The 19,929-nt window shown below is 69.1% G+C and carries 15 protein-coding genes; 9 read left to right on the top strand and 6 right to left on the bottom strand.

Annotated elements, in window-relative coordinates:
* Nucleotide 1 precedes the first annotated feature (1 nt).
* The 4 genes from AB0I83_RS25050 to eccCa form a co-directional block, all read right to left on the bottom strand.
* Nucleotides 2-2,293 (bottom strand): hypothetical protein, encoded by a 2,292-nt coding sequence (locus AB0I83_RS25050; RefSeq protein ID WP_363306220.1) that lies wholly within the window; start codon nucleotides 2,291-2,293, stop codon nucleotides 2-4.
* A gap of 58 nt (nucleotides 2,294-2,351) precedes the next feature.
* On the bottom strand, nucleotides 2,352-2,909 hold the full coding sequence (locus tag AB0I83_RS25045) for a hypothetical protein (RefSeq protein ID WP_363306219.1): 558 nt from the start codon (nucleotides 2,907-2,909) through the stop codon (nucleotides 2,352-2,354).
* Nucleotides 2,910-3,050: 141 nt separating this feature from the next.
* On the bottom strand, nucleotides 3,051-3,506 hold the full coding sequence (locus AB0I83_RS25040) for a hypothetical protein (RefSeq protein WP_363306218.1): 456 nt from the start codon (nucleotides 3,504-3,506) through the stop codon (nucleotides 3,051-3,053).
* 147 nt (nucleotides 3,507-3,653) lie between these two features.
* On the bottom strand, nucleotides 3,654-7,610 hold the full coding sequence (eccCa, locus tag AB0I83_RS25035; RefSeq protein ID WP_363306217.1) for a type VII secretion protein EccCa: 3,957 nt from the start codon (nucleotides 7,608-7,610) through the stop codon (nucleotides 3,654-3,656).
* Nucleotides 7,611-7,794: 184 nt separating this feature from the next.
* Between eccCa and eccD the strand changes: the two genes are divergently transcribed.
* From eccD to AB0I83_RS25005, 6 genes are all read left to right on the top strand, one after another.
* The gene (gene eccD, locus AB0I83_RS25030) at nucleotides 7,795-9,276 is read left to right on the top strand and encodes a type VII secretion integral membrane protein EccD (RefSeq protein WP_363306216.1); all 1,482 of its coding nucleotides are present in this window, start codon (nucleotides 7,795-7,797) and stop codon (nucleotides 9,274-9,276) included.
* A 177-nt stretch (nucleotides 9,277-9,453) separates the two neighbouring features.
* A complete protein-coding gene (gene rpsO / locus AB0I83_RS25025) occupies nucleotides 9,454-9,744 on the top strand; it encodes a 30S ribosomal protein S15 (protein WP_003965855.1) in 291 nt (96 codons plus the stop codon).
* Nucleotides 9,745-10,015: 271 nt separating this feature from the next.
* Complete coding sequence (locus tag AB0I83_RS25020; RefSeq protein WP_356535557.1) at nucleotides 10,016-12,232, top strand: polyribonucleotide nucleotidyltransferase; 2,217 nt, start codon at nucleotides 10,016-10,018, stop codon at nucleotides 12,230-12,232.
* Nucleotides 12,229-13,608 carry a pitrilysin family protein gene (locus tag AB0I83_RS25015; RefSeq protein ID WP_356842727.1) on the top strand — a complete coding sequence of 460 codons (1,380 nt, stop codon included), beginning with the start codon at nucleotides 12,229-12,231 and terminating at the stop codon, nucleotides 13,606-13,608. The genes AB0I83_RS25020 and AB0I83_RS25015 overlap by 4 nt, the downstream gene beginning before the upstream one ends.
* Nucleotides 13,609-13,630: 22 nt before the next feature.
* On the top strand, nucleotides 13,631-14,383 hold the full coding sequence (dapB, locus tag AB0I83_RS25010) for a 4-hydroxy-tetrahydrodipicolinate reductase (protein ID WP_356535487.1): 753 nt from the start codon (nucleotides 13,631-13,633) through the stop codon (nucleotides 14,381-14,383).
* 14 nt (nucleotides 14,384-14,397) lie between these two features.
* A complete protein-coding gene (locus AB0I83_RS25005) occupies nucleotides 14,398-14,850 on the top strand; it encodes a hypothetical protein (protein ID WP_363306215.1) in 453 nt (150 codons plus the stop codon).
* Nucleotides 14,851-14,892: 42 nt separating this feature from the next.
* Here AB0I83_RS25005 and AB0I83_RS25000 read toward each other — a convergent pair whose 3' ends face one another.
* Together AB0I83_RS25000 and AB0I83_RS24995 are read right to left on the bottom strand one after the other, a co-directional pair.
* Nucleotides 14,893-15,444, bottom strand: coding sequence for a hypothetical protein (locus tag AB0I83_RS25000; protein WP_363306214.1), 552 nt, complete (start codon nucleotides 15,442-15,444; stop codon nucleotides 14,893-14,895).
* Between the two features lie 93 nt (nucleotides 15,445-15,537).
* A complete protein-coding gene (locus AB0I83_RS24995; protein ID WP_356535484.1) occupies nucleotides 15,538-15,777 on the bottom strand; it encodes a hypothetical protein in 240 nt (79 codons plus the stop codon).
* A gap of 176 nt (nucleotides 15,778-15,953) precedes the next feature.
* Between AB0I83_RS24995 and thyX the strand changes: the two genes are divergently transcribed.
* The 3 genes from thyX to AB0I83_RS24980 all read left to right on the top strand — a co-directional run bounded on the left by thyX (nucleotide 15,954) and on the right by AB0I83_RS24980 (nucleotide 19,558).
* Entirely contained in the window at nucleotides 15,954-16,691 is a 738-nt protein-coding gene (thyX, locus tag AB0I83_RS24990; protein WP_356535483.1) for an FAD-dependent thymidylate synthase, read from the top strand.
* Between the two features lie 151 nt (nucleotides 16,692-16,842).
* Nucleotides 16,843-17,742: a 4-hydroxy-tetrahydrodipicolinate synthase gene (dapA, locus tag AB0I83_RS24985; protein WP_356535482.1), complete on the top strand. Its 900-nt coding sequence runs from the start codon at nucleotides 16,843-16,845 to the stop codon at nucleotides 17,740-17,742.
* 130 nt (nucleotides 17,743-17,872) lie between these two features.
* Nucleotides 17,873-19,558, top strand: coding sequence for a ribonuclease J (locus AB0I83_RS24980; RefSeq protein ID WP_356842733.1), 1,686 nt, complete (start codon nucleotides 17,873-17,875; stop codon nucleotides 19,556-19,558).
* Nucleotides 19,559-19,929: the final 371 nt, after the last annotated feature.

Raw genomic sequence — 19,929 nt, 5'->3', positions numbered from 1 at the left:
CCTACTTCCTCGTGCGCAGCGCCGAGTACGCGTCCTCGCGCCCCGTGATGTAACTCTGCTTGGCTTCTCCCTTGGCGTGGTCGTGTGCCTCCGAGCCGGCGACGCCCCGCTCGTTTCCCCACGCGTCGAGGAGGTTGTTCGTGCCCGCGATCCCCGCCGAGGTGTTGGTGCTCTCCTCAGCGCGGGCCGCGTCCTCCGCCTCAGCGGCGACGTCCTTCGAGTACTCGTAGGTGGCCGCGTCGACCATGCGCTGTATCGGATCGCCCACGACCGGGATCTGTGTGAAGAGGCCGCCGACGCCGTGGTACGTGTACCGCATCTCGTCGTTGAGGTTACCGATCTTGGTGTCGCGGTCGTCGAGGGTCATGTCGGATCCGATGGCGTTCATCGCTCCATACACCTCGCCCACGTGGCGTGCCTTGTTGTCCCAGTCGCCGACGACGTTGCCAACCTGCTCCGGCGGAGCGTCCTGCGCGGTGAGGAGGTATTCGGCCGCGTACCGCTTCTCGTTCTCGTACAGCAGGTCGTAGACGAGTACGGGCTCGCCATCCGCCGTCTCCCCGTACGGGGCATCCGAAACGCCGCGCATCACCCGCAGAAGACTGTGCTTGGAACTGGTGATCTCTGACTCGCCGCCGCGGCCGCTGATTTCATCGAGGCCGGTGGGGCTTCCCGGGGCGGTGCCACTGAGAATCGCATGGGTGTCGACCGTGTAGTCCGACAGGGCACGGCCGAGGGGCACCTTCAGGTTCTGCGGGATCGTGTCGCCCTTCGAACCCTGGTCCAGGACGCCGATGGTCTCCTGCATGACCCGGGCCTGGGCCTCCGAGTGGTGGCCGAACGAAGCACCCCCTGCGTTGGGTTCGCGGCCGGTGGTCGCCGCCTCAAGAGCAAGACCGAGGCCGATCTGCGAAGTCGGGTCGTCCATTTTCGTAACGCCATAACCTGTCAACTGCAGCTTCGGCCAGTCCCGGGCGTCCTCGTCATGGCCCGCCAGGTACGCCAGGTGGTTGTTGTCCACGTGGTCGGCACCGGAACCGTTGCCGTCCGGGTCGAAGAAGGCGGTCGCGGCGTCGGGGTTCCTGCTCATGACACCGAGCAGGCCGTCCAGGGGGTCCGTCTCGATGCCGTCCCGAAAGGCTCCCCACTGGGTGAAGTAGTTGGGCGACTTCTTGTCCAGGGCTATGAGGTCGTCACCCATGTCGTAGAGGAACTGGTCGTCGTACGGCTGGTCCGCGTGCTGCATGAGACTGACGAACGACTGGTAACCGTAGAGAGGTTGGCTCCCGCTTCCGAGATTCTCGGTACCCGCCTCCCCGAGCTTGTCCGTCCACTCCCGGTAGAACGTTCCCTCGTTGCCTTCGACCCACTTCTTGAACGCCGGCGATCCGGGCGGGGCTTCCTTCACACTGCCGGGGACCTTCGTGGCGGTGGCGATCGTGTTGGCCAGCCCCCGCTGGATGTCCAGGTACTGGCTCTTGTTCTTCGTGTCCGAGTCGAAGGCCCGGTCGTTGAGAGTGGTATTGACCTTCATGAGGCCTTCGGGGCCGAGCCCGTTCAGCAGTGTCTGCGAGAACGCCTTGTCGTGGGAGTTGTCTCTGACCGAGCGCTGGAACTCCGCCATGTCGGCGGCGGAGACCTTGTCGCCGTTGTTGATCCGGGTCGCTATCTCCTGGGTGTTCTGCGCCTCGTACTTCTCGATGTCGCCCTGGGCCCGCCCGTTGAAGCCGACGCCGAGCGTCTCGTCGTTCTTGCCGCCGACGCCGTCCACCGTGACGGCGTCCAGGGCTATCTTCACGCCCTGGTCGGCATCGTCGACAGCCTTGACACAGTCGTCGATTGCGTCGGACCAGGAGCTCACAGCCTTGCGGACGCTCTCGGCGTAGTCCGGGTCGTGACGCATCGCGCTGCGTTCACCCTCGGTGAGACTACTGGTGTCGAACGTGACGGCCCCGGCCGCGGACACCCGCATCCCGGCCTTGACGGCCTCGGCGACCTTGTTCTCGAGGTTCCTCTTCAGACGGACGAAGTCGGCGTGCGCGTCCCGCAGCAACGAGGCTATGGCCTTGGCCTGGGTCTGCGCCGCGGAGTACTCGTAGCGGGTCGCGGCGAAGTTGGTGTGGGCGGTGAAGGCGCTCTGACCTGACCAGGACGGTCCGAGGGTGATGCTCTGGACGCTTTCCCCGTACCGGCCCTCCACCTTCTTCATCTCCGCGGCCATACCGTCCCACTTGCCCGCCGCGGTGGTCAGCTGGGACAGATCGGTGGTCATGACCTCGTGGTACGTGAGCATGCGTTCCCCGTTGGTTCGTCGGTGTCTACGTCGGCTGCCGGGTGCTCCGGCCCTCCCGCTAGCTGATCTGTCGGTACAGGGCCCGGCTCAGAGCCTTCAACTGCTCCTCGTCGAAGCGGTCCGTGCTCGCGTCGCCCAGCGTCAGCAGCAGGGCGGCGTGGCCCTTGCCGTCGGGCTTGACCCGCACCGTGGCGTAGTCGCCCGTCGTGCCCAGCACCGGGTGGCCCGGTTCGCCCTTCCCCGTCCTACGCAGATAAGGATTGATCGCCTCGACGTCCTGCCCGCTCACCTCCACCAGCAAGGGCGCCAGCAGGTACTCCGGCTGCGGCTTCTCCGCCGCGATGAGGTGGACCTCCACCGCTTGCCCGCCGACGTGGAACCAGCAGCTGACCAGGGCGCCGGGGTTTTCGGCGAACGGCGCGTCCTCGTCGGCCTCGTAGCCGTTCTCCGCCGTGGCCGTGGACTCGTCGGTCCCGCCGGGCGCGGGACCCGGGCCGGCCTTACCCGCGATCTTCGCGGCGGACACGGCCTTCGCGAAGTCGTACGGGAGCGGGCAGGTATCCACGCCGTGTGGACCGACCTTGTCCGCCATCTCGGCGAGGCCCTTGACGCTCACGGGTACGCCGCCACCGTTCGAGCTCCCCTGACAGCCGGTCAGAAGCGCCGCTGCCAGGACCGCCGTGCATCGCAGCGCGTACGGGGATCCGAGCACGGGCGTACCCGTCCGTCGTCGTTCCACTCCGGGACGCATGCGTCTCTACAGCCCGTCGAGACCGGAGGTGTACGGCTGCCGCTGGGGCCTGAGGAGGGGAGTGAACTGGGAATTGATCTCCAGTTCGTTGCCCCTGAACAGGGTGGAAGCCCCGCGCAGCGAGTTCTTCTCGGCCGAGAGCCGGCCCATGAGCACCTTGACCTGCTTGTCCCAGGTCTCGGTCACCTTCTTCAGGCCCGCCCCGGTGTCCCAGCCTTCGAACTCCTTGGCGGCCGTGGCGGAGGCCTCGTCCGCCCAGTCGGTGGCCTTCCTGGTGTCCGGCTCCAACTCAGTCTCTATGGTGTTCGCCGCGGCCTTCTTCTCAGCCGGTGTGGAGGCCAGGTCGGCCTGCCCCCCCAAGCCCGGTAGCGGGCCGTCGTCCACGCCGTTCAGGCGCATGGGCGCCCCCTGCTGTTCGGTGCCCCGTGCGCGCAGCAGGCCCCACTCTTCGTCGAAACCCATCAAATCCCCCGTAGCGTCGTCGTCCGGTCCGTGCGGACCGGACCTCGCGCTCCGGACAGGACACTCCGACAAACGCTAGTACACGGACCTCCCGGCGTGGCGCCCTGGGGTCTGTCCCCACCGCGATCCGCCCGGGTCTCCACGGTTTCAGTGCTGTTCCGGCAGTCGCCCCGTCTGCACCAGCGGCGTCCCGCGGCGCCGCGACGCGAAGTACCCGCGTCCCGTCGGCATCGTGTGACCGCGCACCGAACCGATGAGATCGCCCTCCGACGGATCACCGGACAGCACCACACCCTGCGCGCCCAGCTCCTTGATGCGCTGCATGAAGCCCTCGTACATCGCCCGCGAGGCACCCGCGGAGTTCCGCGCGATGATGAACCTGACCCCGGTGTCCCGCGCGAACGGCAGGAACTCCGCGAGCGGCGCGAGCGGATTGCCCGCGTTCGTCGCGACCAGGTCGTAGTCGTCGACGATGATGAAGATCTGCGGCCCCGACCACCAGCTGCGGTCCCGCAGCTGCTGCGGGGTCACGTCGGTCGGCGGCTGACGGCGGGAGAACACCCCGGCGAGCGCCTCCATGTGCATCTGCATGGCGCTCGCCATCGGCGCGTACTCCAGCAGATGGGACTCCGGCAGCGCACCGAGCAGCGCGCGCCGGTAGTCGCCGACGACGATCTTCGCCTCGTCGGGGGAGTAGCGCTCCCCGATCTGCTTCGCGATCAGCCGCAGCAGATTGGTCTTGCCGGACTCGCTCTCACCGAAGACGAGGAAGAACGGGTCGGTCTCGAAGTCGACGAACACCGGCTCCAGCGACGTCTCGTCGATCCCGATGGCGATGCCCCGCTCGGGGAACTCGAAGCCCTTGGGCAGCTGGTCCGCAGGGAGCTTGCGCGGCAGCAGCCGCACGGCCGGAGCCACCGGACCGGCCCAGTTCGACCTCACCGCCGCGACGAAGGCCGCGGTCCCCTCCGACAGGTCCGCGCCGCTGCTCACGGAGTCGATGCGCGGCAGCGCAGCCATGAAGTGGAGCTTCTGCGGGACCTGACCGCGCCCCGGAACACCGGCCGGGACGTTCGCCGCTACCTTGCGGTCGAACTCGGAGTCCATGACGTCGCCGAGCCGCAGTTCGAGGCGCCCGAGGATCTGGTCCTTCAGCGCGGCCCGCACCTCCATGTAGCGGGCCGCCGTGATCACCACGTGGATCCCGTAGCCCAGACCGCGCGCGGCGATCTCGGTGACGACCTGCTCCAGGCCCTCGTACTCGTTCCGGAAGCCGCCCCAGCCGTCGATCACCAGGAACACGTCGCCCCACGGCTCACCGGGCAGCTCGCCCTGGGCGCGCTTGCGCCGGTAGGTGGCGATGGAGTCGATGGAGTGCGCGCGGAAGAACTCCTCGCGCCGGTTGAGCACACCCCCGACCTCCGCGACCGTCCGGCGCACCCGCTCCGGATCCAGCCGCGACGCCATCCCGCCCACGTGCGGCAGGTCCGCCAGCGAGACGAGACCGCCACCGCCGAAGTCCAGCCCGTAGAACTGCACCTCGTGCGGGGTGTGCGTGAGGGCGAACGACGAGATCAGGGACCGGATCAGCGTCGACTTGCCGGACTGCGGTCCACCCACGACCAGCATGTGCCCGGCCGCACCCGAGAAGTCGCGGTACAGCACCTCGCGGCGCTGTTCGAACGGCTTGTCGATCAGTCCGAGCGGCACCGTCAGCCCGCCGGGCCGCGTGTACTCGGTCGAGGTGAACCCGCGGTCCGCGGTCGGCGCCAGCCCCGGAAGCAGCTGGTCCAGCGTCGGAGCCTGCTCCAGCGGCGGCAGCCACACCTGGTGGGCCGGTACACCCTGCCCCTCCAGCCTGCGCACGATCACGTCGAGCACCGTGTCGGCGAGCGCGTCGTCGTCCGCGGCCGCCCGTGCGGCCAGTACGGCGGGGTCGGGAGCCGCGTACACCACCGGCACCTGAGCCGCGCTGAACACCACGGGGCGCCGCTCGATCGGCAGCTGCCCGACCGACAGATCGGGACCGCCCGTACGGTACGTCCCCGACACGTAGGCCGCCTTGAAGCGGGTCATCTCGTCGGTACCGAACTTGAGGTACCCCGACCCCGGCACCGACGGCAGGTGGTACGCGTCGGGCACACCCAGCGCCGTACGCGACTCGGCCGCCGAGAACGTCCGCAGACCCACCCGGTACGAGAGGTACGTGTCCAGGCCGCGCAGCTTGCCCTCCTCCAGGCGCTGCGACGCCAGCAGCAGGTGCACACCGAGCGAGCGGCCGATGCGGCCGATCTGGATGAACATCTCGATGAAGTCCGGCTTCGCGCTGAGCAGTTCGGAGAACTCGTCGATCACCAGCACCAGCGAGGCCAGCGGCTCCAGCGCGGCACCCGCCGCACGCGCCTTCTCGTAGTCGTGGATGTTCGCGTAGTTGCCCGCCGAACGCAGCAGCTCCTGCCTGCGCTGCAGTTCACCGCGGATCGCGTCGCCCATGCGGTCGACCAGCGTGAGGTCGTCCGCGAGGTTGGTGATGACCGCCGCGACGTGCGGCATCTGCGACATCCCGGCGAACGTCGCACCGCCCTTGAAGTCGGCGAGCACGAAGTTCAGCGTCTCGGAGGAGTGCGTCACCGCGAGCCCCAGGACCAGCGTCCGCAGCAGTTCCGACTTGCCCGAACCCGTCGCGCCGACACACAGCCCGTGGGGGCCCATGCCCTCCTGCGCGGCCTCCTTGAGGTCCAGCATCACCGGCCGCCCGTCCTCGCCGACACCGATCGGAACCCGAAGCCGCTCCGACACCGACCGCGGCCGCCAGGTACGGGCCACGTCGACGGAGGCCGCGTCACCGAGGTTCAGCAGGTCCGTGAAGTCCAGGTTGGAGAGCAGCGGTTCGTCGTCGTCGGCTCCGCCCATGCACAGCGGTGCGAGCTGCCGGGCCAGCGCCTCGGCGGCCTCCGGCGACATGGTGTCCGGCACACCCTCGTACGCCAGCCCGCCACCCGACTCCAGTCGCAGCAGACCCGGCCCGACCACCACGGACAGGCCGCCGCGCGGCTCGTCGAGCTCGCCCGGCACCACCTCGACGATCGTCACGCCCTGCAGCCCCTCGGCCGCGGCGAACAGCGAGTCCGGCGGCACCATCCCACCGTCCAGGACCACCACGATGTGGGGCTGGTCCAGCACCGGCCGGCTCTCCCGGCCGAACCGCGGCCGACCGTCCAGCCTGCTCGCCAGCAGCGTCTCCAGCTCACCCAGGTCGTCCCCGAACAGCCGCTTCGTCCCCGCGCCGTCGACCTGACCGGGCACCTGGGTGTGCGGCAGCCACTTCGTCCAGTCCCAGCGCCCCACCGCACTCGGCGCCGCCACGACCGCGACCACCAGGTCCTCGGGGGAGTGCAGCGTCACCAGCTGAGCCACGAGGGACCGCGCGGTCGACTGCGCCGACTCGGGGCGGCCCGACACCGTCACGTGGTAGAAGGCCCGCATCGAGACCGCCATCGGCAGCCCGTCCAACGAGCCGTGCACCGCCAGGAACTGCTGCATCGCGCCCGCGCACATCGGCTCCAGCTCGTCCACCGGAGCGGTGTCCGGGGCGATCAGCGGAGTCGACAACTGCTGTGCCCCGAGGCCGACCCGCACCTGTGCGAAGTCCTTGTCCCCGACGCGCCGTTCCCAGACACGGCTGCCCTCCGCCACCACCGACCACAACTGCTCCGGCGCCGGGTGCAGATAGAGCTGCACGTCACGCTGCGCACGGGCCGTGCGGCGCACCGTACGCCGCGTCTGGGCGAGGTACTTCAGGTAGTCACGACGGACATCGCCCATTTGCCCTTGCGTACCGCGGCGGTGCCGGACGATCTGCGCGACCACCATTCCGACGGTCGAGACGAGCATCAGGACACCCATGATCCGCATGAACGGAGGTGCCTGCGGGGAGAAGAAGAAGACCACCGACGAACCCATGCCGAGCACCGGCAGGATCTGCATCAGCATGCCCTCCTGCTGCCCGCGGGGCAGTTCGGGAGGAGACTCCAAAGTCAACTCGTCAGCGGGCACTTCCGGCGGCAGAGACCGCGGAGGTCGTTTCACGACGATCTGGCTCACCGGAACATCAATCCCTCAATACGGACGGGCGGAAGGCCGGCCGGTCCGCACCGACGCCCCCGTGGCTGCGTTTGCTGCGGACTCGGATCCGCGCGACGGTGATCCTACTTGCAGATCACCTTCCCCCCTCCCGGTAGGGTGACGCGCGCACCGTGCGCAACCGCGAATCAGGGGGACCAGACACGTGAGTACGACCGCAGCGACGGGTTTCTGCCGCGTCACCGTCGTGGCGCCCGACAGCCGGATCGACGTCGCCCTTCCCGAGGACATCGCCGTCGCCGACGTCTACCCCGAGATACTGCGCCTCACGGGCCAGACCCAGGCGGCCGGAGCGCCCACCGGCTACCACCTGGTGCGCCGCGACGGCACCGTCCTCGACGGTGCCCGCACGCTCTCGGCCCAGCAGGTGCTCGACGGCGAACTCCTCAGCCTGCGCCCCTTCGCCCAGTCGCTGCCTCCCGCCGTCTTCGACGACGTCTCCGACGCGGTCGCCTCAGCGGTCACCCGCGACCGGCATCTGTGGAGCGACGAACTCCTGCGCGGCGCGGGCCTGGTGGGCGGTGTCCTGCTGCTCGTCCTGATGGGCTTCGTGCTCTGGTTCGCCGATCCCGTACGCCACGACATGCACAGCCTGCCCGGCGTCATCGCCGGATCCGCTGGCCTGCTGCTGACCGCCTTCGCCGGGGTGCGCGCCCGCGTCTACGCGGACCGGGCCACGGCCGTCGCCCTCGGGCTCGGCGCACTGCCCCTCGTCCTCATCGCGGGCTCCGGCGTCATCGGCCCCGACGCGGGCCAGGGCCCCGGCAGGCTGCAGTTCCTGCTCGGCTGCGTCGCCGTGCTCCTCGCCTCGGTCGTCCTGGTGGCCCTCACCCCGAGCGGCGACGCACCGTTCGTGGCGGCGACCTTCCTCGCCGCCGTCGGCACCCTCGCCACCTTCGTCGCGATCCTCACCGAGGCCACCGCCACCGAGACCGCCGCCGTCTGCGCCCCCGCGGCGCTCGGCCTGGTCGCCTTCCTGCCCGGCCTCTCCGCCCGCTTCGCCCGGCTGCCCATCGGCTACGCCTCCCCGCGCACCGCCCCCGCCGGCTACGACGACTCCTTCGCCGAACCGGGCGGCGCACCCGACACCCGGGGCGAGCCCGTCGACGCCGACCGCATCGCGGCCCAGGCGCGCCGAGGCCACGAGATGCTGCTCGGCCTGGTCGGCGGCTGCTCAGCCGTCGTCGTGGGGTCCGCCGCGGTCCTGGGCTTCTCGGACAGCATCTGGGGCCAGGTCCTCGCCCTCGCCGCCGGACTCGCGATGCTGCTGCGCGCCCGCCTCTTCCGCTACACCTCCCAGGTCGCCTGCGCCCTGGTGGCGGGCATCGGGGCCGTCGCGCTGCTGGTCCTCGGCCTCTCGCTCAACCCGCCGGCCGACCTGCTGTACGACCTGGTGCGCTACGGCGACCGTGGCTCCCTGGACATCCGTACGATCTGGCTCTCGGCGGCCGTCGCCGGAGGCGCCGCCCTGCTCACCGCGATCGGCCTGGTCATCCCGCGCAAGGGACTCTCACCCTTCTGGGGCCGGCTCCTCGACCTCGCGGAGAGCGCCCTGCTCCTCTCCCTGGTCCCGCTCTGCCTCGCCGTGCTCGACATCTTCACCCGCGCCAGGGCCATGACCAGCTGACGCACGTCGAAGGTGCTCCGGGCTGCTGGTACTCTGACTGGTGGCCGTTTGTGTACGCGCCTCCGGGGTCGACCTGGGGGCTGCGCTCATCGGACCTTCGCCTCCGAGTCACGGAAGCTCTCCTGAGATCAAGACCAGGGGCACTCGTGGGCGCATCGAACACCAAGAGGAGTACGCGTGCCGCTCGACGCCGCTACGAAGAAGCAGATCATGTCCGAGTTCGCCCAGAAGGAGGGTGACACCGGATCCCCCGAGGTCCAGGTCGCCATGCTCTCCCGCCGGATCTCGGACCTGACGGAGCACCTCAAGACGCACAAGCACGACCACCACTCCCGTCGTGGTCTGCTGATCCTGGTCGGCCAGCGTCGCCGCCTCCTTCAGTACCTGGCCAAGAAGGACATCCAGCGCTTCCGTGCGCTCGTCGACCGCCTCGGCATCCGCCGTGGTGCGGCCGGCGGCGCCAAGTAAGGACGCTGTGAGAGGGAGCGGCACCCCGGTTCCAGGGGGCCGCTCCCTTTGCTGTACGTGCGGGACCGGGGTCAGGCTAAGTAACCTGGACGCACGACACCAGAACGAGGGGAAGCGCCCCACGGCCGCCGCCGGTCCTCGGTAGTGGCCCCCGGGGCAACCGCCCGGGAGCTTCGATCGAAGACCGGCCCGCACAGGGGTGCGCTTCTCCGCACCGTCCTCCGCCACACGGGCGGCAGGACGAAAGACGACGAGTATGGAGAAAACACTAGTGGAGAACGAGACCCACTACGCCGAGGCCGTTATCGACAACGGAACCTTCGGCACCCGCACCATCCGCTTCGAGACGGGCCGCCTGGCCAAGCAGGCCGCCGGCTCCGCCGTCGCGTACCTGGACGACGACACCATGGTGCTGTCGGCCACCACCGCTTCCAAGCGGCCCAAGGACCAGCTCGACTTCTTCCCCCTCACGGTGGACGTCGAGGAGCGGCAGTACGCGGCCGGCAAGATCCCCGGCTCCTTCTTCCGCCGTGAGGGCCGGCCCTCCGAGGACGCGATCCTCACCTGCCGCCTGATCGACCGCCCGCTGCGCCCCTCCTTCAAGAAGGGCCTGCGCAACGAGATCCAGATCGTCGAGACGATCATGGCGCTCAACCCCGACCACCTGTACGACGTGGTCGCGATCAACGCCGCCTCCGCCTCCACGATCCTGGCGGGCCTGCCCTTCTCCGGCCCCATCGGCGCCACCCGCGTCGCCCTGATCAAGGGCCAGTGGGTCGCCTTCCCGACGCACACCGAGCTCGAGGACGCCGTCTTCGACATGGTCGTCGCCGGCCGCGTCCTGGAGGACGGCGACGTCGCGATCATGATGGTCGAGGCCGAGGCCACCGAGAAGACCATCCAGCTCGTCAAGGACGGCGCCGAGGCACCGACCGAAGAGGTCGTCGCCGCAGGTCTGGAAGCCGCCAAGCCCTTCATCAAGGCGCTCTGCAAGGCCCAGTCCGACCTCGCCGCCAAGGCCGCCAAGCCCACCGGCGAGTTCCCGGTCTTCCTCGACTACCAGGACGACGTCCTGGAGGCCCTCTCCAAGGCCGTCAGCACCGAGCTCGCCAAGGCGCTCACCATCGCCGGCAAGCAGGAGCGCGAGGCCGAGCTGGACCGCATCAAGGAGATCGCGGGCGAGAAGCTCCTCCCGGCCTTCGAGGGCCGCGAGAAGGAGATCTCCGGCGCGTACCGCGCGCTGACCAAGAAGCTGGTCCGCGAGCGCGTCATCAAGGACAAGGTCCGCATCGACGGCCGCGGCGTCACGGACATCCGTACGCTCGCCGCCGAGGTCGAGGCCATCCCGCGCGTGCACGGCTCGGCGCTGTTCGAGCGTGGCGAGACCCAGATCCTGGGCGTCACCACCCTCAACATGCTCCGCATGGAGCAGCAGCTGGACACCCTCTCCCCGGTGACCCGCAAGCGCTACATGCACAACTACAACTTCCCGCCGTACTCCGTCGGCGAGACCGGCCGCGTGGGCTCGCCCAAGCGCCGCGAGATCGGCCACGGCGCGCTCGCCGAGCGCGCCATCGTGCCGGTGCTGCCGTCGCGCGAGGACTTCCCCTACGCGATCCGCCAGGTCTCCGAGGCGCTGGGCTCCAACGGCTCGACGTCCATGGGCTCGGTCTGCGCCTCCACCATGTCCCTGCTGAACGCCGGTGTGCCCCTCAAGGCCGCCGTCGCCGGCATCGCCATGGGCCTGATCTCGCAGGAGATCGACGGCAAGACCCACTACGTCGCCCTCACCGACATCCTCGGTGCGGAGGACGCCTTCGGCGACATGGACTTCAAGGTCGCCGGCACGAAGCAGTTCGTGACCGCGCTCCAGCTCGACACCAAGCTCGACGGCATCCCCGCCTCGGTCCTGGCCGCCGCGCTGAAGCAGGCCCGTGACGCACGCCTCCACATCCTCGACGTGATGAACGAGGCCATCGACGTCCCGGACGAGATGTCCCCGAACGCCCCGCGGATCATCACCGTCAAGATCCCGGTGGACAAGATCGGTGAGGTCATCGGCCCCAAGGGCAAGATGATCAACCAGATCCAGGAGGACACCGGCGCCGACATCACGATCGAGGACGACGGCACCATCTACATCGGTGCCCAGCAGGGCTCGCAGGCCGAGGCCGCGCGCGCCACGATCAACGCGATCGCCAACCCGACCATGCCGGAGGTCGGCGAGCGCTACCTGGGTACGGTCGTCAAGACCACCACCTTCGGTGCGTTCGTCTCCCTGATGCCCGGCAAGGACGGCCTTCTGCACATCTCGCAGATCCGCAAGCTCGCCGGTGGCAAGCGCGTGGAGAACGTCGAGGACGTGCTCGGCGTCGGCTCCAAGGTCCAGGTCGAGATCGCGGAGATCGACTCCCGCGGCAAGCTCTCCCTGATCCCCGTGATCGAGGGCGAAGAGAGCGACGAGAAGAAGGACGACACCGACAAGTGACGTCCCGTAGTTCCGTGACGACGGCCCGCCCCTCTTCGGAGGGGCGGGCCGTCGCCCGTACCCAAACTCTCCTCAAGGGCACCAACGGCATCGGCACCGTCCGCCGGACCGTCCTCCCCGGCGGCCTCCGGGTCGTCACGGAGACCCTGCCCTCCGTCCGCTCCGCCACCTTCGGGATCTGGGCCAACGTCGGCTCGCGCGACGAGACACCCGCCCTGAACGGCGCGACGCACTACCTGGAGCACCTCCTCTTCAAGGGCACCGCCAAGCGCAGCGCCCTCGACATCTCCTCCGCGATCGACGCGGTCGGCGGTGAGATGAACGCCTTCACGGCGAAGGAGTACACCTGCTACTACGCGCGGGTCCTGGACACCGACCTGCCGCTGGCCATCGACGTCGTCTGCGACATGCTGACCGGCTCGCTGATCGCCTCCGAGGACGTCGACGCCGAGCGCGGTGTCATCCTCGAGGAGATCGCGATGACGGAGGACGACCCGGGCGACTGTGTGCACGACCTGTTCGCGCACACCATGCTCGGTGACACCCCGCTGGGCCGTCCGGTCCTCGGCACCGTCGACACGGTCAACGCGCTGGACCGCGGCCGGATCGCCCGCTTCTACAAGAAGCACTACGACCCCACGCACCTGGTGGTCGCGGCCGCCGGCAACGTGGACCACGCCACCGTCGTACGTCAGGTCCGCCGGGCCTTCGAGCGCGCGGGCGCCCTGACCCGCACCGACGCCGTCCCCACGGCGCCGCGCGAGGGCTCCCGCACCCTGCGAGCGGCGGGCAGGGTCGAGCTGCTCAACCGAAAGACCGAGCAGGCCCACGTCGTACTCGGCATGCCCGGCCTGGCCAGGACCGACGAGCGCCGCTGGGCGCTCGGCGTCCTGAACACCGCGCTCGGCGGCGGCATGAGCTCGCGCCTCTTCCAGGAGGTACGGGAGAAGCGCGGCCTGGCCTACAGCGTGTACTCGTACACCTCCGGCTTCGCCGACTGCGGCCTCTTCGGTGTGTACGCGGGCTGCCGGCCCAGCCAGGTGCACGACGTCCTGAAGATCTGCCGCGACGAGCTCGACCGCGTCGCGACGGACGGCCTCGCCGACGAGGAGATCGGCCGTGCGGTCGGCCAGCTCGCCGGCTCCACCGTCCTCGGCCTGGAGGACACCGGCGCACTCATGAACCGCATCGGCAAGAGCGAGCTCTGCTGGGGCGAACAGATGTCCGTCGATGACATGCTGGCCAAGATCGCGGCGGTCACCCCCGACGAGGTCCGGGCCGTGGCGGCCGACGTCCTCGGACAGCGGCCCTCCCTCTCGGTCATCGGCCCGCTGAAGGACAAGCAGGCCGACCGCCTCCAGGAAGCGGTCTCCTAACCACCCGTAAGGAAAAGAGCACATGAGCAAGCTGCGCGTGGCCGTTCTCGGAGCCAGGGGACGGATCGGTTCCGAGGCGGTACGAGCCGTCGAGGCCGCCGAGGACATGGAGCTGGTGGCCGCACTCGGCCGGGGCGACGATCTGGAGACCCTCACGGAGACCGGCGCCCAGGCGGTCGTCGAGCTCACCACACCCGCGTCGGTGATGGAGAACCTCGACTTCTGCGTCCGGCACGGCATCCACGCGGTCGTCGGCACCACGGGCTGGACCGACGAACGGCTCGCGCAGCTGAACACCTGGCTCTCCGGATCCCCGGAGACCGGTGTGCTCATCGCGCCGAACTTCTCCATCGGCGCCGTCCTCACGATGAGGTTCGCGGAGCAGGCCGCCCGCTACTTCGAGTCCGTCGAGGTGATCGAACTCCACCACCCGAACAAGGCGGACGCCCCGTCGGGCACCGCCACCCGTACCGCCCAGCTCATCGCCGCGGCCCGCGAGAAGGCGGGCGCGGCGCCTCAGCCGGACGCCACGGCCACGGCCCTGGACGGAGCGCGGGGCGCCGACGTCGACGGAGTCCCGGTCCACTCGGTCCGCCTCCGAGGCCTCCTCGCCCACCAGGAGGTCCTGCTGGGCGGTGAGGGCGAGACGCTCACCCTGCGCCACGACTCGCTCCACCACAGCAGCTTCATGCCGGGCATCCTGCTCGGCACCCGCCGCGTGGTGACCACTCCCGGCCTCACGTTCGGCCTGGAAAACTTCCTCGACCTGAACTGACTGGGCCCGACCCCATGCGCGCAAAGCTCACCTACCTCGTCACGGCAGCCGTCCTGGTCTTCTACTTCGTCCTGGCCGGCAGCCGCGGCGTCCTGCTCATCCGGCACGGCACGCTGCTGACGGTCACCTTCGGCGTCGCGGTGCTGGTCCTGCCGGTGATCGGTGTCTGGTTCCTCTGGAAGAACACCCAGTTCGTCCGCCGGGCCAACGCCCTGGCCGCCGAACTGGACGCGGAGGGCGGTCTCCCCGTGGACGAGCTGGTGCGCACCCCCTCGGGGAGGATCGACCGAGACTCCGCCGACGCCGTGTTCACCAGGCGCCGCGAGGAGACCGAGGACAGCCCGGACGACTGGCGCTGCTGGTTCAGGCTGGCCGTGGCGTACCAGGACGCCAGGGACACCCCACGAGCCCGCAAGGCGATGCAGCGCGCCATCTCCCTGCACGCGAACAAGCCGGTACGCGCCTGATCGGCGCCGTACCGGCTCGGTGTGTGACGGGAGCGTCCGGCCTCAGCCGGTGCGGTACTCGTCGCCCCAGGCCTCGATCGAGTCGGTGGCGCGCTCGAAGGCCTCGGCGCGGGCCAGGAAGTCCGCGTTGTGGTCGGTGACCAGCGGGGCCAAGGGCTCGCCGCCCTTGCGCACGACGATCAGCGCCTGGCCCTGGACGGTGCGCGGCAGGCCGAGCCACTTCACGGGCTGCTGGACCGTGCGGACCGCCGCCGCGTCGCTCCACCGCACCGTGGTCGTGCGGAGGAAGCCCACCCGGCGCACGCCGTGCCGACTCACCCAGGCACCCACCCGCAGCAGCCGCAGCGCGCCGACGATGACCACACCGGCGAGCGCGAAACACGCGGCGGCGCCGGAAAGGGACCCGGCCACCGAGATGATCACCGCGGCGAGGAGTACGAACGACGCGAGCAGCAGCACGGTGGCCGCCGCCGCGACACGCCAAGGGCCGGGGCGATAGGGCCGCCGCCAGCTGTCGTGGTCGTCGAACGGCAGCGCGATGTCCTCCGCGTCCGCGTCGAATGCGCGGTCGGCCGTCAGGAAGGGCAGGGGCACGACTGATCCTCACTCACAAGCACGCTCGATTGCTGTGCCCGGTGAGGCTACCGAGAGGCCCCCCGGCCTACCACCCCAGGGGGCCCGTACGGGTCAGCGGTGCTGGGACGCCTCGGACGTCTGACCGTGCGACGCGGCGCGGTCGGTGTCCAGCGCGGGCAGGCCGAAGAGCAGCGAGCCTGCGAAGCCGGCGATCAGGGTCAGCCCGACGAGCGAGCGCCCGGCCAGCTGCGTCGTGCTGGCACGACGGCGCGGGGGAGGAGTGACATTACTGCGGAATCGGTCGGCCTCGGCAACGAACGAGAACGGGACGGATTCACGCCGGCGGAACATGAGGAAGATCTCCTTGAACTCTTTTGCGGGTGGTGCTTATCAGTCAGACGTACGGGAGACCCGATCGGTGCCCCGAATCGCCGAACACGTCCGGGGAATTTCCTCCGACGGGAGCCCGGTCCGCGCCCCGTAGAGTGGACGCCGCCCGAGCGACGCCATTGGAAGGACCCCCGTCGGTGACCGACACCCCCGAGCCCACAAAGGCCCACTTCCGCAGCGATGTCACCGTTGACCTGGTGAAATCCGCCGCAAGCGACTCCGACGTGCTGTTCGCGGCCCGGGTGTCGACGGCCGGTGAGCAGTCCCTGGAAGAGGTCACGAAGGACCCCGAGCGCTCCAAGGGGCTCATCAACTATCTGATGCGCGACCGGCACGGAAGCCCGTTCGAGCACAACTCGATGACCTTCTTCATCAGCGCCCCGATCTTCGTGTTCCGTGAGTTCATGCGGCACCGCGTGGGCTGGTCGTACAACGAGGAATCGGGCCGCTACAGGGAGCTCGAGCCGGTCTTCTACGTCCCGGGCGAGTCCCGCAAGCTCATTCAGCAGGGCCGCCCCGGCAAGTACGAGTTCGTCGAGGGCACCCCGCAGCAGCACGAGCTCACCGGCCGCGTCATGGAGGACTCGTACCGGCAGGCCTACGACGCCTACCAGGAGATGCTCGCGGCCGGGGTCGCCCGCGAGGTGGCCCGCGCGGTGCTGCCCGTGGGCCTGTTCTCCACGATGTACGCCACGTGCAACGCCCGCTCGCTGATGCACTTCCTCGGACTGCGTACGCAGCACGAACTGGCCAAGGTCCCGTCCTTCCCGCAGCGGGAGATCGAGATGGTCGGCGAACAGATGGAACAGCACTGGCAGACGCTTATGCCGCTCACTCATGCCGCCTTCAACAAAAACGGACGGGTAGCTCCGTAGGCGGTGTCCGTATTGCGACGTTTCGTGAAGTTCATCTAGGCTGATCAAACGGACCCGGCACTGCTTGAACCCCCGAGCAGGCAGTGCCGGGTTCCTCTCCCCGTCCCCCCGAGGGGGCGCGGCGCTCCGAGCAACGAGTAGCGTGTTACCCATGGCTCCGATCTCCACTCCGCAGACCCCCTTCGGGCGGGTCCTCACCGCTATGGTCACGCCCTTCACGGCGGACGGCGCACTCGACATCGACGGCGCCCAGCGGCTCGCCGCCCACCTGGTGGACGCAGGCAATGACGGCCTGATCATCAACGGCACCACGGGCGAGTCCCCGACCACCAGCAACGTGGAGAAAGACCAGCTCGTACGGGCCGTACTCGAAGCCGTCGGAGACCGCGCGCACGTCGTCGCCGGGGTCGGCACCAACGACACCCGGCACAGCATCGAGCTGGCCCGGGCCGCCGAGCAGGCGGGCGCCCACGGCCTCCTCGCGGTGACGCCGTACTACAACAAGCCGCCGCAGGAAGGCCTCCTGCGCCACTTCAACGCCATCGCGGACTCCACCGGACTCCCGGTGATGCTCTACGACATTCCCGGCCGCAGCGGTGTGCCGATCGACACAGAGACACTCGTCCGGCTCGCCGAGCACCCCCGGATCGTCGCGAACAAGGACGCCAAGGGGGACCTGGGCCGCTCCAGCTGGGCCATCGCCCAGTCCGGCCTCGCCTGGTACTCCGGCGACGACATGCTCAACCTGCCGCTGCTCTCGGTCGGAGCCTGCGGCTTCGTCTCGGTCGTCGGCCACGTCGTCACCCCGGAACTGCGCGCGCTTATCGAGGCACACCTCGGCGGAGATGTGCAGAAGGCCACCGAGATCCACCAGAAGCTGCTGCCGGTCTTCACCGGGATGTTCCGCACCCAGGGCGTGATCACCACCAAGGCCGCGCTCACCCTGCAGGGCCTGCCGGCCGGCCCGCTGCGTCTCCCGCTCGTGGAGCTCTCCGCCCAGGAGACCGCCCAGCTCAAGATCGATCTCGCGGCCGGCGGAGTGCAGCTCTGACCACGGACTTCACAACTGAATACGCGAGGACACTCGCGACGGAAACACCACCTGACAACAGCAAGTGCACGAATGACATGCGCGCCACGTGCCCTCAGCGGTACGTGGCGTGCGTGGTAAGGAGAGTCTTTTGAGTCATCCGCATCCCGAACTCGGTACGCCGCCGAAGCTTCCGAAGGGCGCCTTGCGGGTCACCCCGCTGGGTGGCCTGGGCGAAATCGGCCGCAACATGACGGTCTTCGAATACGGCGGCCGCCTGCTCATCGTCGACTGCGGCGTGCTCTTCCCGGAGGAGGAGCAGCCCGGCATCGACCTGATCCTTCCGGACTTCACGACGATCCGGGACCGTCTGGACGACATCGAGGGCATCGTCCTCACGCACGGCCACGAGGACCACATCGGTGGCGTCCCGTACCTGCTCCGTCTGAAGCCGGACATCCCGCTGATCGGCTCCAAGCTGACCCTCGCCCTCATCGAGGCCAAGCTCCAGGAGCACCGCATCCGTCCGTACACCCTGGAGGTGGCGGAGGGGCAGCGCGAGCGCATCGGCCTGTTCGACTGCGAGTTCATCGCCGTCAACCACTCCATCCCGGACGCCCTGGCCGTCGCCATCCGCACCCCGGCCGGCATGGCCGTCGCGACCGGTGACTTCAAGATGGACCAGCTTCCGCTGGACGGCCGTCTCACCGACCTGCACGCCTTCGCCAGGCTGAGCGAGGAGGGCATCGACCTTCTTCTCTCCGACTCGACGAACGCCGAGGTCCCCGGCTTCGTTCCGCCGGAGCGGGACATCTCCAACGTCCTGCGCACGGTGTTCGCGAACGCCCAGAAGCGCATCATCGTGGCCAGCTTCGCCAGCCACGTGCACCGCATCCAGCAGATCCTGGACGCCGCCCACGAGTACGGCCGCAGGGTCGCGTTCGTCGGACGTTCCATGGTCCGCAACATGGGCATCGCCCGTGACCTGGGCTATCTGAAGGTCCCCGCGGGTCTGGTCGTCGACGTCAAGACCCTCGACGACCTGCCCGACGACGAGGTCGTCCTGGTCTGCACGGGTTCCCAGGGCGAGCCGATGGCCGCGCTCTCCCGCATGGCCAACCGGGACCACCAGATCCGGATCGTCCCGGGCGACACGGTGATCCTGGCCTCGTCCCTGATCCCCGGCAACGAGAACGCGGTCTACCGCGTGATCAACGGCCTGACCCGCTGGGGCGCGCACGTCGTCCACAAGGGCAACGCCAAGGTCCACGTCTCGGGCCACGCGTCGGCCGGCGAGCTGCTGTACTTCTACAACATCTGCAAGCCGAAGAACCTGATGCCGGTGCACGGCGAATGGCGCCACCTCAGGGCCAACGCTGAGCTCGGCGCGCTGACCGGTGTGCCGAAGGACCACATCGTCATCGCCGAGGACGGTGTCGTCGTCGACCTCATCGACGGCAAGGCGAAGATCGTCGGCAAGGTCCAGGCGGGCTACGTGTACGTCGACGGCCTCTCGGTCGGCGATGTGACGGAGACGTCCCTCAAGGACCGCCGCATCCTCGGCGACGAGGGGATCATCTCGGTCTTCATCGTGGTCGACAGCTCCTCGGGCAAGATCGTGGGCGGTCCGCACATCCAGGCCCGTGGCTCCGGCATCGACGACTCCGCGTTCGGTGCCGTGGTGCCGAAGGTGCAGGAGGCGCTCAACAAGTCGGCCCAGGACGGGGTGATGGAGCCGCACCAGCTCCAGCAGCTGGTCCGTCGCACCGTGGGCAAGTGGGTGTCGGACACCTACCGCCGGCGTCCGATGATCCTTCCGGTCGTCGTCGAGGTGTGACCGCGGGCGGCCGGCAACGGCCGCCTCCGGCCGCCGACCCGGAGCGGGGCACCCCGATTTGCATCGGGGCACCCCGCTCCAGTACGGTTACGGCTCCGCCTGAACGGGAAGCGCCTCGCGCAGAAGTGTGCCGAGGATTCCTTGAGGGAGGCGGGAAATCCGAATCAGAAGTTCTGATAATGTCGGAGACGCCGAAAGGCAAAGACCATTCCATGGGTCGCCGGAATCAAATTCGGACCGGAAACGGAACGAAAAAGAGTCTGGTAAAGTTGGAACCGCCGGAAAGGGAAACGCGAAAGCGAAGAACTGGAAAGCGGAACAAGTATTACCCGCTTCGGCCGGGAATCGGACGCGAAAGAGTCTGATAGAGT

The sequence above is a fragment of the Streptomyces sp. NPDC049970 genome (assembly GCF_040660235.1).
GTDB lineage: Bacteria > Actinomycetota > Actinomycetes > Streptomycetales > Streptomycetaceae > Streptomyces.
Note: the sequence above shows the minus strand (reverse complement) of the source record. Positions and strands in the feature narration are given on the sequence as shown.

Excerpts from the sequence above, each read along its gene's own strand:
- AB0I83_RS25050 (WP_363306220.1), bottom strand. The coding sequence starts at position 2,293 with ATGCTCACGTACCACGAGGTCATGACCACCGATCTGTCCCAGCTGACC.
- AB0I83_RS25040 (WP_363306218.1), bottom strand. The coding sequence starts at position 3,506 with ATGGGTTTCGACGAAGAGTGGGGCCTGCTGCGCGCACGGGGCACCGAA.
- dapB (WP_356535487.1), top strand. The coding sequence starts at position 13,631 with ATGAGCAAGCTGCGCGTGGCCGTTCTCGGAGCCAGGGGACGGATCGGT.
- AB0I83_RS25005 (WP_363306215.1), top strand. The coding sequence starts at position 14,398 with ATGCGCGCAAAGCTCACCTACCTCGTCACGGCAGCCGTCCTGGTCTTC.
- AB0I83_RS24995 (WP_356535484.1), bottom strand. The coding sequence starts at position 15,777 with ATGTTCCGCCGGCGTGAATCCGTCCCGTTCTCGTTCGTTGCCGAGGCC.
- dapA (WP_356535482.1), top strand. The coding sequence starts at position 16,843 with ATGGCTCCGATCTCCACTCCGCAGACCCCCTTCGGGCGGGTCCTCACC.